The organism is Pseudomonas sp. O39, from assembly GCF_045447295.1.
Taxonomy (GTDB): domain Bacteria; phylum Pseudomonadota; class Gammaproteobacteria; order Pseudomonadales; family Pseudomonadaceae; genus Aquipseudomonas; species Aquipseudomonas antarctica_A.
In genome coordinates this window covers 95,419-110,988 of sequence record NZ_JBJGXV010000014.1, presented here as the reverse complement: position 1 = coordinate 110,988, position 15,570 = coordinate 95,419, and the positions used below count along the sequence as shown (strand labels likewise).

Sequence of the window (15,570 nt, the reverse complement as noted above, 5' to 3'; positions counted from 1 at the left end):
GTGTCCATGTCAAAGGTGATTTACAAAAACCTCAATACCTCACCGATTCTTGCGGTGGGTGGCGCCGGGTGCTGGCTGGAGGATGCGGCGGGTAAACGCTACCTCGACACCTGTGGGGGTGTCGCGGTGTCGAGCCTGGGCCATGGCCACCCGCGCATCGTTGCGGCGTTCGAGCGGGAGGCGAAAAAACTCGCCTGGGCCCATGCCGGCAGTTTCACCACGGCGGCAGCGGAGGAACTGGCTGAACACCTGGTGGCCGGCAGCGGCGGCCTGGCGCGAGCGCAGTTTTTGTCGGGAGGCTCGGAGGTGATGGAGTTGGCGATGAAAATCGCCTACCAGTACCAGTGCGAGCGGGGGCTGCCGGATAAGTCGGTGTTTATTTCCCGGCGCCAGAGCTATCACGGCAGCACCCTGGGCACCCTGAGCATTTCCGGTAACCCGCAGCGTCAGTCGGTGTTTGGCCAGTTGTTCCCGGCGGCCGAGTTCGTGTCGCCGTGTTACGCCTACCGTGATCAGCGGCACGACGAAACTGAAGAGCAGTATGCAACCCGCCTGGCCGAAGAACTGGACCAGAAAATCCGCGCCTTGGGCAGCGAAAATGTCGCGGCGTTTTTCGCCGAAACCGTGGTGGGTTCGACCAGCGGCGCTGTTCCCCCGGTGCCGGGTTACTTTCGCAAAATCAAGGCGGTCTGCGAGCGTCACGATGTGCTGTTGATTCTCGATGAGGTGATGGCCGGGATGGGGCGCACCGGCCAGATGTTCGCGTATGCCGACGACGGCATCGTGCCGGACATGGTCGCCGTGGGCAAAGGCCTGGCGGCCGGTTACATGCCGATTTCAGCGCTGCTCATCAGTGAACAGGTGCATTCGGTGATGGCGCGGGGCTCGGGCGTATTGGGCAACGGCCAAACCCATGTCAACCATCCACTGGCCTGTGCCATCGCCCTGGAGGTGCAGCAGGTCATCGTTGAAGACGAACTGTTGGCCCGGGTGCGCCAGCGCGGCGAGCAGCTGCGCAGTTGGCTCAAGGAAAGCCTGAGTGACCTGGATACCGTTGGCGATGTGCGCGGGCGAGGGTTGTTTGTCGGGGTTGAATTTGTGCAAGACCGCGCCACCAAGGCGCCGTTCAAGGGCGGTGGTGCGTATGCGGCAGCGCTCAAGCAAGAGGCCTTGGCACGCGGCCTGCTGATCTACCCGGGCAGTGGCACCGTGCAGGGCGTACAAGGCAATCATGTGCTGTTTGCACCGCCATTTATCACCCGTGAAGACGAGCTGGCGCAAATGGTTGAACGGTTCAGTGCGGTGGTGCGGGCCGTGGCTCATTAGCCGTCAGGCGATGTATCGCGCGTTCACCCAAATTACGTAGAAATGGAGCAGTGAAGATGCAGACAATCGAGCCGTGCAAGGACAAAGTCCTGCTGTCGGTGTGCACCATGGACTGGTGCGATCATGGGGTGGAATTCGCCAAGACCGTGTTCTCCAACCTTGAGGTGTTTTGTTGGGACCCGGGTGATCCTTACCCTTATCACCTGGATAATTGGGAAGGCGACTGGATCATTTCCTACCGTGGCGATTTCATCTTCCCAGAGAGCATTTATAAAAATGCGCGCAAGGGTGCGATCAACCTGCACCCAGCGCCGCCCAAGTATCGCGGGCTGGGCAGTCAGCATTACGCAATTTACTACAACGATGAAACCTACGGCTCGACGTGCCACCACCTTGCGCCGTCGGTCGACAGTGGCCAGATCATCAATGTTGCGCGCTTCAATGTAGCGCCCGCCGAGACGGCATCGTCCCTGCGCCTGCATGTCGGGGCCTATTGCTTGCAGCAGTTTATTCATCTGCTGACCGACTACATCCTGGTGGGGCGACCGTTGCCGGTCTCGCCGGAGAACTGGGGGGAGCGGTTGTACAAACAATCGGAACTCAAACCCTGGATGGAGCAGATTCGTGCCCAAGAGCCGGATCATCGTTGTTTCAAGTAGTTTTTGGGCAAGTCACTTCAAGCCGCTTGTGGTTTGAAGTGTTCACTGCGCGTTGGCGCGACGGGTAAGAGAGCATCTATGTTCGAGTTTTCGAGTTTCGTGGCGGCACTGGGCGTCTACGTGATCGGCACCGCCAGCCCTGGGCCTGGCAATCTGGCGATCGCCAATACCTCCCTCAATTACGGGCGTACGCCAGGCCTGGCCTTGGCGGCCGGGGTTATTTCCGGGTCGCTGTGCTGGGGTGCGATGACCGCTGCCGGTGTCTCGGCGTTGTTGATGTCCAACACCCAGATCCTGCTGTGGCTGAAGGTACTGGGTGCGTGCTACTTGTTCTTCCTCGCCTGGAAGTCCATCCGTGGCGCACTGGCTCACAACGCCACCATGGTGGCACGGGTGCGGGAAAAACAGACCCGAAACCTGGGGTTCTATTTGCAGGGGCTGGGCATTCACTTGACCAACCCCAAGGCGGCCTTGACCTGGTTCACCGTGACCACCGTCGGGCTTAGCGCCAATGCGCCGGCCTGGACCAGTTTTGTGCTGGTGGCGGGCTGTGCGCTGTTGGGGTTTCTGATTTTTTGTACCTACGCCCTGGTATTTTCCGCCCATTCGGCGGAACCGTTTTTCACGCGGACGCGTAAATCATTCGGCCTGATTTGCGGCGCCTTCTATTCATTCGTTGCCATAGGCTTTCTCAGTTCACTGTTGTGACGCCGAATGCTTTCCTGAACCCACCCTGAAGAATCCACCTATTCCCTGTTGGTAAACTTTCCTACGGTTTACTCCCCCGGAGTCGGGGCGTAAACTCCGCGCGTTTTCATCAATAGCGGAGACCCTAAGTGGGTACTTGTTCGAGTGACAGTAGTCGGCCGGTTTCGGTAACCGGCACATACTTGGCAAGGTAACGCGCATTCTTCTGATGCCGTTGTCTCGCCAACAAAGCGAGAAGCGGCATCGCGGCAGCGGCCAGTCCTGGCACCTGCCCCAACCCCTCTCATCGACGCTGACCAGCACCTGATCGCAATCAGGAGGCTACGGACGCGCCTGCCTTTTATGGCCGGCGGGCCAAGCTGACTGTGCCTTTAAAAAGGGCGCAGTGCAGTCGGTCGTACCTGCACGAAGGTTTCCTCGCGCAGGAGTTACACCATGAACCTCACACTGCTGAAAGAGTTCTTCGCCGGTTTCCTGCGGACCCGGCACATTGCCCGGCATTTCCGACGCCTGGCGATGCTCGAGACCGTGACCGACGCCAACGTCAGCCGCGAAGTACCGCCGACCCTGGCGCAAACCCTGGTGGTCGCGGCCAACAGCAGTGCTGTGCAATTGCTGGGCAAATTGGGCAGCCATGTCGAGGGGTTGAGCACCCAGGATTCCGACGCCTTGCGCGTGCAGTACGGCCTCAACGAGGTCGAGCATGAGCAGCCGCTGCCGTGGCGGGTGCACCTGTGGCAGTGCTACAAGAACCCGTTCAACCTGCTGCTGACCTTGCTCGCGCTGATCTCCTTGCTGACGGACGACATCAAGGCGGCCACGGTGATTTTTTCCATGGTGGTGCTGTCGACCCTGTTGCGCTTCTGGCAGGAGGCGAAGTCGAACAAGGCTGCCGACGCCTTGAAAGCCATGGTGAGCAATACCGCGACGGTGTTGCGCCGCGATAAGGCCAAGCGCATTGAGCTGCCGATCAAACAATTGGTGCCGGGTGACCTGATCGTGCTGTCGGCCGGCGACATGATCCCCGCCGACTGCCGCGTGCTCAGCGCCAAGGACCTGTTTGTGAGCCAGGCGGCGATGACCGGCGAATCGATGCCGGTGGAGAAGTTCGTCCACCAGCACGACAGCCAGGCGCGTAACCCGCTGGACCTGGAAAACATCCTGTTCATGGGCACCAATGTGGTGTCCGGTGCGGCGACGGCGATTGTTCTGGCCACCGGCAACAGCACCTATTTCGGCGCGCTGGCGCAGCGCGTGACCGCCACTGACCGTGCGACCACCTCGTTCCAGCATGGCGTCAATAAAGTCAGCTGGTTGCTGATCCGCTTCATGTTTGTGATGGCGCCGCTGGTACTGTTCATCAACGGTTTCACCAAGGGTGACTGGACCGAAGCATTGCTGTTCGCGCTGTCGATTGCTGTGGGCCTGACCCCTGAAATGTTGCCGATGATTGTGACCTCCACGCTGGCCAAGGGCGCTGTGTTCCTGTCGCGCAAGAAGGTCATCGTCAAGCGCCTGGACGCGATCCAGAACTTCGGCGCCATGGACGTGCTGTGCACCGACAAGACCGGCACCCTGACCCAGGACAAGATTTTCCTGGCGCGCCATGTGGACGTGTGGGGCGAAGAGTCTGATGACGTGCTGGAAATGGCCTACCTCAACAGCTACTACCAGACCGGCCTGAAAAACCTGCTGGATGTGGCGGTGCTCGAACACGTTGAAGTGCACCGCGACTTGCAAGTCGGCACGGCGTTCCAGAAGGTCGATGAGATTCCGTTCGACTTCAACCGGCGTCGCATGTCGGTGGTGGTGGCCGAGCAGGGCCAGCCACACCTGTTGATCTGCAAAGGCGCGGTGGAAGAGATTCTGTCGGTGTGCAACACCGTGCGCCATGGTGAGACCAACGAAGCGCTGACCGATGAGTTGCTGGCGCGCATTCGCCAGGTGACGGCGGCCTTCAACGAAGAAGGCCTGCGCGTCGTGGCGGTGGCTGCGCAGCCCATGGCGGCGGGGCGCGACACCTACAGCCTGGCGGATGAAAAAGACCTGACGCTGATCGGCTATGTCGCCTTTCTCGACCCACCCAAGGAGAGCACCGCGCCGGCACTCAAGGCCCTGAAAGCCCACGGCGTGGCGGTCAAGGTGCTGACCGGTGACAACGAACTGGTGACGGCCAAAATCTGCCGCGAAGTGGGCCTGGAACAACAGGGCTTGCTGATGGGCAACGATATTGAAGACATGACCGACGCCGAGCTGGCCAAGGCCGTGGAAACCACCAATGTGTTCGCCAAGCTGACACCCAGCCACAAGGAGCGCATCGTGCGCCTGCTCAAGGCCAACGGGCATGTGGTGGGGTTTATGGGCGACGGTATCAACGACGCGCCGGCATTGCGCACGGCGGATATCGGTATTTCGGTGGACAGCGCCGTGGACATTGCCAAGGAAGCGGCTGACATCATCCTGTTGGAAAAGAGCCTGATGATCCTGGAGGAGGGCGTGCTCGAAGGCCGCCGCACCTTCGCCAACATGCTCAAGTACATCAAGATGACCGCCAGTTCCAATTTCGGCAATGTGTTCTCGGTGCTGGTGGCCAGTGCGTTTATCCCGTTCCTGCCGATGTTGCCGATGCACCTGCTGGTGCAAAACCTGCTGTATGACATTTCGCAGATCGCGATTCCGTTCGATAACGTCGACGACGAAATGCTCGCCAAGCCGCAGCGCTGGCAGCCGGGTGAAGTGGGGCGGTTCATGCTGTTTTTCGGTCCGATCAGTTCGATCTTTGACATCACCACGTTTGCACTCATGTGGTATGTGTTTGATGCCAACACGCCCGATCACCAGACCCTGTTCCAGTCAGGCTGGTTCGTGGTGGGGCTGCTGACCCAGACGCTGATCGTGCACATGATCCGCACCCCGAAAATCCCGTTCCTGCAAAGCCGGGCGGCGATGCCGTTGATGGTGATGACCGGTGTGATCATGGCTGTGGGGATTTTCCTGCCGATGGGGCCGCTGGCGCACTACTTCAAATTGCAGGCGCTGCCGTCGTTGTACTTTGTGTTCCTGCCGCTGATTTTGCTGGCGTACATGGCGCTGACCCAGGCGGTGAAAGGCTTCTATATCCGTAAGTTTGGCTGGCAATAACCGGCCTTATTCCGTAATACCGTTGGCCCATGTGGGAGCAGGCAAGCCAGCGCCCACATGGGCCAACGGTGCAATCAGCTTGCTGCTGCATTCAAGGAGATTTTTTATGCAAGCCATCAACAACATCAACCTCACCACCCTGGTCGACACGTTGGTCAGCCTCACCGCGGCGTTTATCCTCGGTGGCTTGATCGGCTTCGAGCGTCAGTACCGCCAGCGCACGGCGGGCTTGCGCACCAACGTGCTGGTGGCGGTGGGCGCGGCGATTTTCGTCGACATGGCCAACCGCCTGGGCGGTGCGGAAGGTGCCGTGCGGGTCGTCGCGTATGTGGTCTCGGGCATCGGCTTTCTGGGGGCCGGCGTGATCATGCGTGAGGAAGGTAATGTGCGCGGGCTCAACACCGCTGCCACGCTCTGGGCCTCGGCGGCGGTGGGGGCTTGTGCAGGGGCCGACCTGATTCTGGAAGCGCTGCTCGGCACGCTGTTTGTGCTGGCGGCCAATACTTTGCTGCGGCCGATCGTCAATAACATCAACCGTCAGCCATTGGACGTGGTGTCGGCAGAGGTCACCAACATCCTGTATGTCATCGCACGGCGCAGCCAGCAACAGGCGGTGATGGTATTGCTGGAAGCCGAGTTGGCGCGCTGCAACTACCCGGCCAGCGACGTCGACGTACGCCCATTCGGCAGCGAAGAAGTGGAAATCGAGGCCACCCTTGCCGCCACGTCAGTCGATGGTGACGAACTGGATGCACTGGTGGCGCGTATCTCCACATCGACCCTGGTGGTGCAGGCCTTCTGGAGCCCGAGTACCACCGACTAGCCTGCGCCTGCAAAGCATGACCAGGCGTTGGCTTGGGAATGCTTTCGCGAGGAAAAGTCCTACATTTGGTTGGGACTATCCCTTCGATTGAAACGTCATTTCGTTGCTAAGGTTGCGCCCTTGCAACTAGCCAGCGGCAGCCGTTTGGCTGTACGTGTTCGGCCTGTTTTCAATCGAAAGGGACCAGGCATAGCCTGGCTATCGTCCTGAGTGGGGGCAGCACCGCTGGTCGGCACTGTCATTTCTCACAGGTACCTGTGTCCCGTGTGGTGTGTAAGTCTACTTACCTCTCAGGGGAGTGTTATGAGCAAAGCGTTAATAGTTGACGATCACCCGTTTATCCGCAAAACCGTCCGCCATCTGCTGACGCTGGAAGGCTTCACTGACATTGATGAAGCGGGTAATGGTGCCGATGCCGTGCAGAAGGCCAGAGAGGGGCGCCCAGCCTTGATCATTCTCGACTTGGCAATCCCGAAGCTGGGGGGGCTGGAGGTGATCGGCCGAGTCAAGGCGCTGGGCTTGCCGTGCAAGATTCTGGTACTGACGTCGTACCTTCCGGAGTTCTTTTCCTCGCGTTGCATGCGTGCTGGCGCGATGGGGTTTGTCGCCAAGACAGGGGAACTGGACGAGCTGCAAAAAGCGATCAAGGCCGTGATGTCCAACTACAGCTGCTTTCCCAGTTTGCCAAGCAGTTCGGTACGCCGTGATGATTTGCAGTCTACGGAGTTGGAGCTGGTGCAGTTGCTGTCGGATCGCGAGCTGGCGGTGTTGCAGATGCTGGCGCTGGGGTTGGGCAATAACGAAATCGCCAATCAAATGCTGCTGAGCCACAAGACCATCAGTACCTATAAGACGAGGCTCAAGGAGAAGCTGCGCATGTCGTCCGTGGTACACATGGCCAAGTTTGCCCAGCGTAATCATCTGATCTGATTTGAAATGACCCATGCCCAGGTTCGAGGGTTCATCACTACGCTGTTGATGAGCCTGCTTCCGATGATGGCTGCGGCCCTTGATGAGCCCCATACCCTGCGGTTGCTGGGGCACTCCAACGTTGACGGTACAGGCCCATCCGTGGTGTTGGGGGAAGCGGACTGGCATTGGCTGCGCGAGCGGCGAACATTGTTGATGGGGGTTTCCGCTCCCGATTACGGGCCTTTCGAACTGACCAATAACAACGACGAGCTTGAAGGCGTCACGGCTGACTATGCGAAGTTGTTCGCACAGTCGCTGAATATCACCGTTGAGGTCCGGCGCTACGATACGCGCGATGAAGTGATCGAGGCGCTCAAGCAGGGCGCCATTGATTTCCTGGGATCGGCCAACGGATTTGAAGCAGGTGACCCACAGTTGGTGCTGTCGCGCTCCTATGCCAATGATCAACCGATCCTGGTTACCCGTACCGGAGACACCCAATCCCTGAGTGTCGACCTGGCAGGCAAGCGCGTGGCGATGCTCTATCACTACATGCCGCCCGATGTCGTAGAGGCTTTTTACCCCAAGGCCCACGTGGAACTGTTTCCCTCTATCTTCGAAGCCATCGGCGCCGTTGCATTCGGCCGCGCCGATGTTTATCTCGGGGATGCCATCACCGCCAACTACCAGATCAACCGTAACCACCTCAACAATGTGCAAATGGCGGATTTTTCCATCCTGGAATCCAACGCCTTCGCGTTCGCCGTTACCCGCGACAACACTCGCCTGCTGCGTATCATCAATACTGCGCTGAGGTCGATCTCGGTTAACGAACAGATGGAAATCTTGCGCCGTTGGAGTGCAGGTAACCTTGGCTTTCTGGGGGCCGAACGGCTGCACTTGAGCCGCAGTGAACAGCGCTGGCTCGAGAAGCACCCGCGGGTCCGAGTGGTTGCGTCCGACCTGATGCTGCCATTGGCATCCTTCACGGCACAGGGGCAATTAGAGGGGCTGAGTGCGGACGTTTTATCGAGGATCAGCCTGCGTACCGGTTTGAAGTTCGATGTGGTCTCCGGCGGTTCGATGCCCGAGCAAATTGACGCGGTCAGTAAGGGCCGGGCAGACATGATGGCGGTGGTGGCGCCGAGCATCGAAGACTCTGATCAGGTGCGTTTTACCCGGCCCTACCTGACCAACCCCCTGGTGCTGGTCAGCCGCAGCGACTACCCCGGCACGATGACCTTGGAGGACATGATCGGAAAACGTCTCGCGGTGACCAGCGGCAACGCGCTGCGTGAGGTCATCAATCGGGACTACCCCGGTATCCACTTTGTGGAGGCCGGGAGCCCTACGCAGGCCATGGCCCTGGTGGCCAACGGCAGTGCCGATGCGGCCGTCAATTCGTTGATCTATGCGCGTTACCTTATTGCCTTTCAGTACCGTGACCGCTTGCGCGTGACCAGCACGGTGGGCTCTGATCCGGTACGCATGACGTTCGGGGTCAACCGTGGCGAGTTGGAGTTGTACTCGATATTGGACAAGGCGTTGCTGAGCATCAGCCCTCAGGAAATGGATGAGTTGGCCAACCCATGGCGTGCCGATGTGATCATCGAAGACCATTGGTTGCGCCATCGCAGTGCGATTATCCAAGGGTTTGGCCTGGCGGCGGTATTGCTGCTGGTAACCCTGGGGTGGGCGATTTACCTGCGCAGTCTGATACGCAAACGTGCCCAGGCCGAGCGGGCATTGAGCGACCAGATGCGCTTTATGGGGGTACTGATCGACGGTACGCCTCATCCGATTTACGTGCGTGACCGCCAGGGCCGGCTGATGGCTTGCAACAGTGCGTTCCTGGACGTCTTCGGCTTCAAGCTCGAAGCGATGATCGGCAAGACGGTGACAGAAACCGACACCGGCAACCCGCCGCAGGCCCAATCTTTCCATGAGGATTACCTGCGGCTGATGGAGCGTGGCGAGCCGCAGATTCATGATCGGGTACTCAGGTTGCCCGGTGGCAAGGTGTTGACCATTTACCACTGGATGCTGCCGTACCGTGATGGCGACGAGAACGTCGTGGGCATGATTGCCGGTTGGGTGGATGTGAGCGAGCGCCAGCGGCTCCTGGGCCAGTTGCAGGAAGCCAAGGAGGAAGCCGATGCCGCCAACCGTGCCAAGACCACGTTCCTGGCGACCATGAGCCACGAAATCCGCACGCCCATGAACGCCGTGATCGGCATGATCGAGTTGGCGCTTGCCAACGCCGAGCAGGGGCACGCCGACCGCGATGCCTTGGCCGTCGCTTCGGTTGCGTCCCACAGCATGCTGGAATTGATTGGCGATATTCTGGATATTGCCCGGATCGAGTCTGGCCACCTGTCTCTTGCCCTGGAGTCAGCCAACCCGCACGAACTGTTGATGTCGGTGGCACGGGTATTCGAAGGGCTGGCGCGGGCCAAGGGCCTGTCGCTGCAGGTAGAGCTTGACCCACTGATTGACTGCCCGGTGTTGATCGACCCGTTGCGGTTCAAGCAGGTGGTCTCCAACCTGCTGAGCAATGCCATCAAGTTCACCGCCGATGGCCAGGTGCGGTTGGGCGCACACAGTCCTGCGGCGCCTGATGCAGACCATCTGAGCCTCAGGTTATGGGTAGAAGACACCGGCATTGGCATCAGCGCCGAGGACCAGCAGCGCCTGTTCAACCCGTTTATCCAGGGCAGCAATACCGAGCAGTCGGCGCGCAGCGGGTCGGGTTTGGGCTTGGTGATCAGCCGTAATCTGTGCGAAATGATGGCCGGGAAGCTGCAGTTGAGCAGTGTGCTCGGGCAGGGTACGCGGGTGGATGTGACGTTGACACTTGCCAGGACGGCTGCCTTGCCGCCCGAGGTTTCGGCCCCGGCCCCAGCCGTCCGGCCGACCCGTGTACTGGACATTCTGGTCGTGGATGACTACCCGGCTAACCGCTTGCTGCTGGCCCGGCAACTGAGCTTTCTGGGGCATCGCATTATCACTGCCGAAGAGGGGGTTCAGGGGTTTGAGCGTTGGCAAACCCAGCATCCCGACGTGGTGATTACCGATTGCAACATGCCCCTCAAGGATGGCTATGCCTTGGCACGTGGTATTCGTGCGCAAGAGCGTGAGCAAGGGCTGGAACCCTGCCTGCTGCTGGGTTTTACCGCCAATGCACAACCGGAAGAAACCGAGCGCTGTCGGCAGGCGGGCATGGATGGTTGCCTGTTCAAACCGGCCGGGCTTGAGGACTTACGCTCGGCGCTGGCCTCGCTTGCGTTCAGCCCAGGCGTACCCGACGTTGATGGGGTATTGGATTTGGGTTCGCTAAGGGTCGTCACGGGGGACGATCAAGTAGCGCTCAAGGAACTCTTGAACGCGTTGCTCGACAGCCTGGAAGCTGACCGCGTGAGGCTCCCGTTGCTGCAGCGCCAGGTCAGTTTTCGCGGGCTGCATGACCTCGCTCATCGAGTCAAGGGCGGGGCGCGAATGGTCAAGGCCCAAGCGCTGACCACCTGTTGCGAAACGTTGGAGAGGGTCTGCGAACGACAGGAGCGCACCGCACTGGGGGCTGCGATTGAAGCGGTAGACGAGGCGATTGACGATTTGCATAAACGACTGAGTGACTACTGCAATCCTTCATGACTGCGGTTTACGGTCATTCGGTGAATTTGGGAGAACTCCTACGTGAAGGGGGAACTTGGCTGATTTTGTCTTCTGGATATGTCTGGAAAATGAGCCGCTCTCATTGACGAGTACTGCCAGCCCAGGGGTTTGCCATGCCGAACAAAGCACTGACCATCCTGATTGCCGATGAACAGCACCTGCAACGGCTGTACATCGAAAAAATGCTCAATCAGTTGGGGTACCACCGGATTGTGCCGGTGCAAACCTACGAAGAAGTCCAGATTCTCACCGCAGTCCCGGCCGAACCCTTCGATGTCTTGATCATCAATGCGGGGCTTGCCGCTCATGTCTGCGGGCCGCAGCCCCAGGTGCGCCATGTGTTGCTCTACGATCACCTGGACCCAGGCCAACCCGCTGGCGCAATGCCGTCTGTGCTGGTACGCCTGCCCGGAGTGCCGGACAACGTCAACCTTGAACATTTCATGGACATCATCGACCCACCCGAGGCCGCCACGGGCCTGCGGGTGTTGCCGTGGCTGCGGGAGTTATCCTGCAGGCCGATAGCGGGGGTTTAATCCCACTTCGGCGCAATGCCCTTGGGGCTGGTCAAGCGGTGGCCACGTTCCAGGCCAGCAATCTGCGCCATGTCGGCAGCGCTCAAGGTCAGTTGCAGGGCCTTGAGGTTACTCTCCAGGTTGGCGCGTTTGGTCGACGACGGGATTACCGCATAGCCCAACTGCATGGCCCAGGCCAACGTCACTTGCGCAGGGGTGGCCTGATGGTGTTCGGCGATTTGCTGGAGCACCGGGTCTTTCAGCACTTCACCGTAGGCCAGGGTCATGTACGACGTGATTTGAATGCCCTGGGCGGTAGCGAAATCCACGACCTTCTGGTTTTGCAGATACGGGTGCAGTTCGACCTGGTTGGTGGCGATGTTCTCGGCGCCCACCGCAGCAATGGCCTGCTTCATCAGGTCAATGGTGAAGTTGGAAATACCGATCTGGCGCGTCAGGCCCAGGCGCTTGGCTTCAAGCAACTGGCCCATGAATTCGGCCACGGGGACTTGGTCTTCCGGTGACGGCCAGTGGATCAGGGTCAGGTCCAGGTAGTCGGTCTTCAGTTTGCTCAGGCTTTCACGCAGGCTGGGAATCAACAAGCCATCGGCAAAATTGGACACCCAGATCTTGCTGGTGATGAACAATTCATCACGCGGCACGCCACTGGCGGCGATGGCGTTGCCGACATCGGCTTCGTTCTCATAGATCTGCGCGGTGTCGATGGCGCGGTAGCCCAGTTCCAGGCCGTTGCTCACGGAATCGATGACCACCTGGCCTTGCAGGCGGAAGGTGCCGAGGCCGAAGGCGGGAACGTTTTGGGTCGGGATAGACATCAGTAACTCCAGAAGGGGGGTGAACAATGGAGTCGAGTATCCCCGCGTCGTTCCTTCGGAAAAACCGCCGAACCCGAAAAGGACTCTTTACCAAAAGTCACGAGTGGCGTTGCTGCGGATGCTGGATCGGGTGTCGCCCGGTTACCGCGACTGAGGTAGAGTCGTGCAGCCGACTCAACCGCAGGAAATCGCCGTATGACCCAGGAATCCCGTTTCTCCCGCATGGAGCCGGAATTGCGCAAGGCCAATCTGGTCCAGGCGACGCTCACTTGCCTCAAGCGCGATGGCTTCCAGGGCGCGTCGATTCGCAAGATAAGCGCCGAGGCCGGGGTGTCGGTGGGGCTGATCAGTCATCACTATTCGGGCAAGGATGAGCTGGTGGCCGAGGCCTATCGCACGATCACCGCCCAAGTCATGAGCCTGTTGCGCGAGACCATGGCCAAGGCGCCACCGCAACCGCGGGAACGTTTGTCGGCGTTGTTTCGCGGCTCCTTTTCCCCACAACTGCTCGACCCGCAACTGCTGGACGCCTGGCTGGTATTCTGGGGCGCGGTCAAGACGGCCCCGGCGATCAACCAGGCCCACGAACATTCCTATGGCGAGTACCGCACCATCATGCGCTCGGCCCTGACGGACATGGCCAGGGAGGAGGGGTGGAAACAGTTCGACGCCGACCTGGCCGCCATCGGCTTGAGCGCCTTGCTCGATGGGTTGTGGTTGGAGTCGGGGCTCAACCCGGGCACCTTTACGCCGGCGCAGGGCATCCAGATTTGCGAAGCCTGGGTCGACGGCTTGCAGAGTGGCGGTCGCCAACGTTACCAGCTCAAAACCTGAGCCTTTCTCACCGCCTGGACGCAATGTCCAGGTCGATATTTCCCCCCTGAAAATATTTGCAGTTTGCCGATTGCCTCCTTGCTGAACACTCGTTTAGTATCTCGCCATGTCGCACCCCTCAAGCCAATTAAAATAATTCGAGGAAGCCATGACTACCGATTCGCCCGTGCTTACCCATGTGCAAGCAGGCGTTGCCTGGATCACCCTCAACCGGGTGGCCCAGCGCAATGCACTGGACATCCCGACCCTCAAGCACCTGCATGCCTTGCTCGATACGCTCAACACCGACAGCGCCGTGCGTGCGGTGGTCTTGACTGGCAACGGGCGTAGCTTCTGCGCCGGTGCCGACCTGGCGGAGTGGGCCGAAGCCGAAGCCCGTGGCGCCCTGGAAACCTACGGCTGGACCGAAACCGCCCACGCCCTGATGACCCGCCTGCACACCCTCGACAAACCCACCCTTGCTGCGATCAACGGCACCGCCGTCGGCGCCGGCATGGACCTCACCTTGTGTTGCGACCTGCGCATCGCCGCGCAGTCGGCACGCTTCAAGGCCGGCTACACCAGCATGGCTTACTCGCCGGATGCCGGTGCCAGTTGGCACTTGCCGCGCCTGATCGGCAGCGAACAGGCCAAGCGCCTGCTGTTCCTCGATGAACTGTGGAGCGCCGACCGCGCACTGGCTGCAGGGTTGGTGGGCGAGGTGGTCGCCGATGATCAACTCCACGCCCACGCCACCGAGTTGGCGACGCGCCTGGCCAACGGCCCGACCTTCGCCTTCGCCCAGACCAAGGCCCTGATTCGCGAAGGCGCCGATCGCAGCCTGCCCGAGCAACTGCAGGCCGAACTGGCCGCTGGGTTGTTGTGTGGACGCAGCGCCGATGGTGCTGAAGCCCTGCGCGCAGCCATGGAAAAACGCCTCCCGAACTTCTGCGGCAAATAACAACAACACCCCCCGAGCAGGTAGCGCCATGAATTTCCAACTCAGCCAAGAACAAGACATGTTGGTGGACGCGGTACGCAGTTTTGTGATCAAGGAATTGCTGCCCCATGAGGCGGCGGTGGACCGCGCCGATGAGGTCTCGCCGGCGCTTGCTGCGCAGATTCGTGACAAGGCCATCGCTGCTGGTTTCTATGCCTTCAACATGCCCGAAGAGGTCGGTGGTGGCGGCCTCGATTACCTGTCCCAGGCGCTGATCGAACGGGAGTTGTCCAAGGTGTCGTGGGCACTGCATGTGTTTGTCGCGCGCCCCTCGAAAATCCTCATGGCCTGCACTGGCGCACAGATTGAGGACTACTTGTTGCCCTGCGTGCAGGGCAAGAAAATCGACTGCTTCGCGCTGACCGAGCCGGGTGCCGGCTCGGATGCCAACGCCATCAAGACCCGTGCCGTGCGCAGCGGCGATGACTTCGTGATCAACGGCAGCAAGCACTTTATCAGCCATGCGGGGCACGCCGATTTCGCCATCGTGTTTGCCGTGACCGACACCTATGAATACAACGGGCGCCCACGCAATGAGGTGACCTCGTTTCTGGTGGACCGGGGTACCCCGGGCATGACCATCCGCCGAGGTCCCAAGTGCGTCAGCAACCGCGGCTATCACACCTATGAGATGTTCTTCGACGAGTGCCGCGTCCCGGCGTCCAAGGTGCTCGGTGAAGTGGGCAAAGGCTGGGATGTCGCCAATGCCTGGCTCACCGCAGGGCGCGTGATGGTCGCCGCCAATTGCGTCGGCCAGGCTCAGCGGGCGCTGGACGTATCGCTGCAATGGGCGGCGGATCGCAAGCAGTTCGGCCAGCCCATCGGTACCTATCAAGGCGTGAGTTTCAAGCTGGCGGACATGGCCACGCAGATTCGCGCTGCCGAGTTGTTGACCCTGCACACTGCCTGGAAGATGGACCAGGGCCGCATGACCGACGGCGAGGCCGGCATGGCCAAATTGTTTGCCAGCGAAACCCTGGGCAAGGTCGCCGACGAAGCCGTGCAGATTTTCGGCGGCATGGGCTTGATGGATGAAGGACCGGTGGAGCGCATCTGGCGCAACGCACGGATCGAGCGGATCTGGGAAGGCACTTCGGAAATCCAGCGCCATATCATTGCGCGCGAACTGTTGCGGCCGCTGTTGCGCTGATCGGCGCGGAGAACG

The 15,570-nt window shown here is 60.2% G+C and carries 12 protein-coding genes; 11 read left to right on the top strand and 1 reads right to left on the bottom strand.

What is annotated here, in order from left to right:
- Nucleotides 1-6: 6 nt before the first annotated feature.
- The 8 genes from ACI77D_RS18650 to ACI77D_RS18615 all read left to right on the top strand — a co-directional run bounded on the left by ACI77D_RS18650 (nt 7) and on the right by ACI77D_RS18615 (nt 11,777).
- Complete coding sequence (locus ACI77D_RS18650; RefSeq protein ID WP_064451798.1) at nt 7-1,326, top strand: aspartate aminotransferase family protein; 1,320 nt, start codon at nt 7-9, stop codon at nt 1,324-1,326.
- Nucleotides 1,327-1,382: 56 nt separating this feature from the next.
- The gene (locus ACI77D_RS18645) at nt 1,383-1,985 is read left to right on the top strand and encodes a formyltransferase family protein (RefSeq protein WP_064451799.1); all 603 of its coding nucleotides are present in this window, start codon (nt 1,383-1,385) and stop codon (nt 1,983-1,985) included.
- Between the two features lie 78 nt (nt 1,986-2,063).
- On the top strand, nt 2,064-2,693 hold the full coding sequence (locus tag ACI77D_RS18640) for a LysE family translocator (protein ID WP_064451800.1): 630 nt from the start codon (nt 2,064-2,066) through the stop codon (nt 2,691-2,693).
- Between the two features lie 435 nt (nt 2,694-3,128).
- The gene (gene mgtA / locus ACI77D_RS18635) at nt 3,129-5,834 is read left to right on the top strand and encodes a magnesium-translocating P-type ATPase (RefSeq protein WP_262667527.1); all 2,706 of its coding nucleotides are present in this window, start codon (nt 3,129-3,131) and stop codon (nt 5,832-5,834) included.
- 106 nt (nt 5,835-5,940) lie between these two features.
- Nucleotides 5,941-6,657, top strand: coding sequence for an MgtC/SapB family protein (locus ACI77D_RS18630; protein WP_053255480.1), 717 nt, complete (start codon nt 5,941-5,943; stop codon nt 6,655-6,657).
- A gap of 303 nt (nt 6,658-6,960) precedes the next feature.
- Entirely contained in the window at nt 6,961-7,587 is a 627-nt protein-coding gene (locus ACI77D_RS18625; protein ID WP_064451802.1) for a response regulator transcription factor, read from the top strand.
- Nucleotides 7,588-7,593: 6 nt separating this feature from the next.
- Nucleotides 7,594-11,220 (top strand): transporter substrate-binding domain-containing protein, encoded by a 3,627-nt coding sequence (locus ACI77D_RS18620; RefSeq protein ID WP_407017226.1) that lies wholly within the window; start codon nt 7,594-7,596, stop codon nt 11,218-11,220.
- 134 nt (nt 11,221-11,354) lie between these two features.
- Nucleotides 11,355-11,777: a hypothetical protein gene (locus ACI77D_RS18615; RefSeq protein WP_064451804.1), complete on the top strand. Its 423-nt coding sequence runs from the start codon at nt 11,355-11,357 to the stop codon at nt 11,775-11,777.
- Here ACI77D_RS18615 and dkgB read toward each other — a convergent pair.
- Nucleotides 11,774-12,592: a 2,5-didehydrogluconate reductase DkgB gene (gene dkgB / locus ACI77D_RS18610; RefSeq protein WP_407017225.1), complete on the bottom strand. Its 819-nt coding sequence runs from the start codon at nt 12,590-12,592 to the stop codon at nt 11,774-11,776. The two genes, ACI77D_RS18615 and dkgB, sit on opposite strands and share 4 nt — an antisense overlap.
- Nucleotides 12,593-12,787: 195 nt before the next feature.
- On the opposite strand from dkgB, the gene ACI77D_RS18605 reads away from it, so the two are divergent.
- From ACI77D_RS18605 to ACI77D_RS18595, 3 genes are all read left to right on the top strand, one after another.
- A complete protein-coding gene (locus tag ACI77D_RS18605; RefSeq protein ID WP_064451806.1) occupies nt 12,788-13,426 on the top strand; it encodes a TetR family transcriptional regulator C-terminal domain-containing protein in 639 nt (212 codons plus the stop codon).
- A gap of 148 nt (nt 13,427-13,574) precedes the next feature.
- Entirely contained in the window at nt 13,575-14,366 is a 792-nt protein-coding gene (locus tag ACI77D_RS18600; RefSeq protein ID WP_407017224.1) for an enoyl-CoA hydratase/isomerase family protein, read from the top strand.
- Nucleotides 14,367-14,394: 28 nt separating this feature from the next.
- Nucleotides 14,395-15,555, top strand: coding sequence for an acyl-CoA dehydrogenase family protein (locus tag ACI77D_RS18595; protein ID WP_407017223.1), 1,161 nt, complete (start codon nt 14,395-14,397; stop codon nt 15,553-15,555).
- The last annotated feature ends 15 nt before the right edge of the window (nt 15,556-15,570 follow it).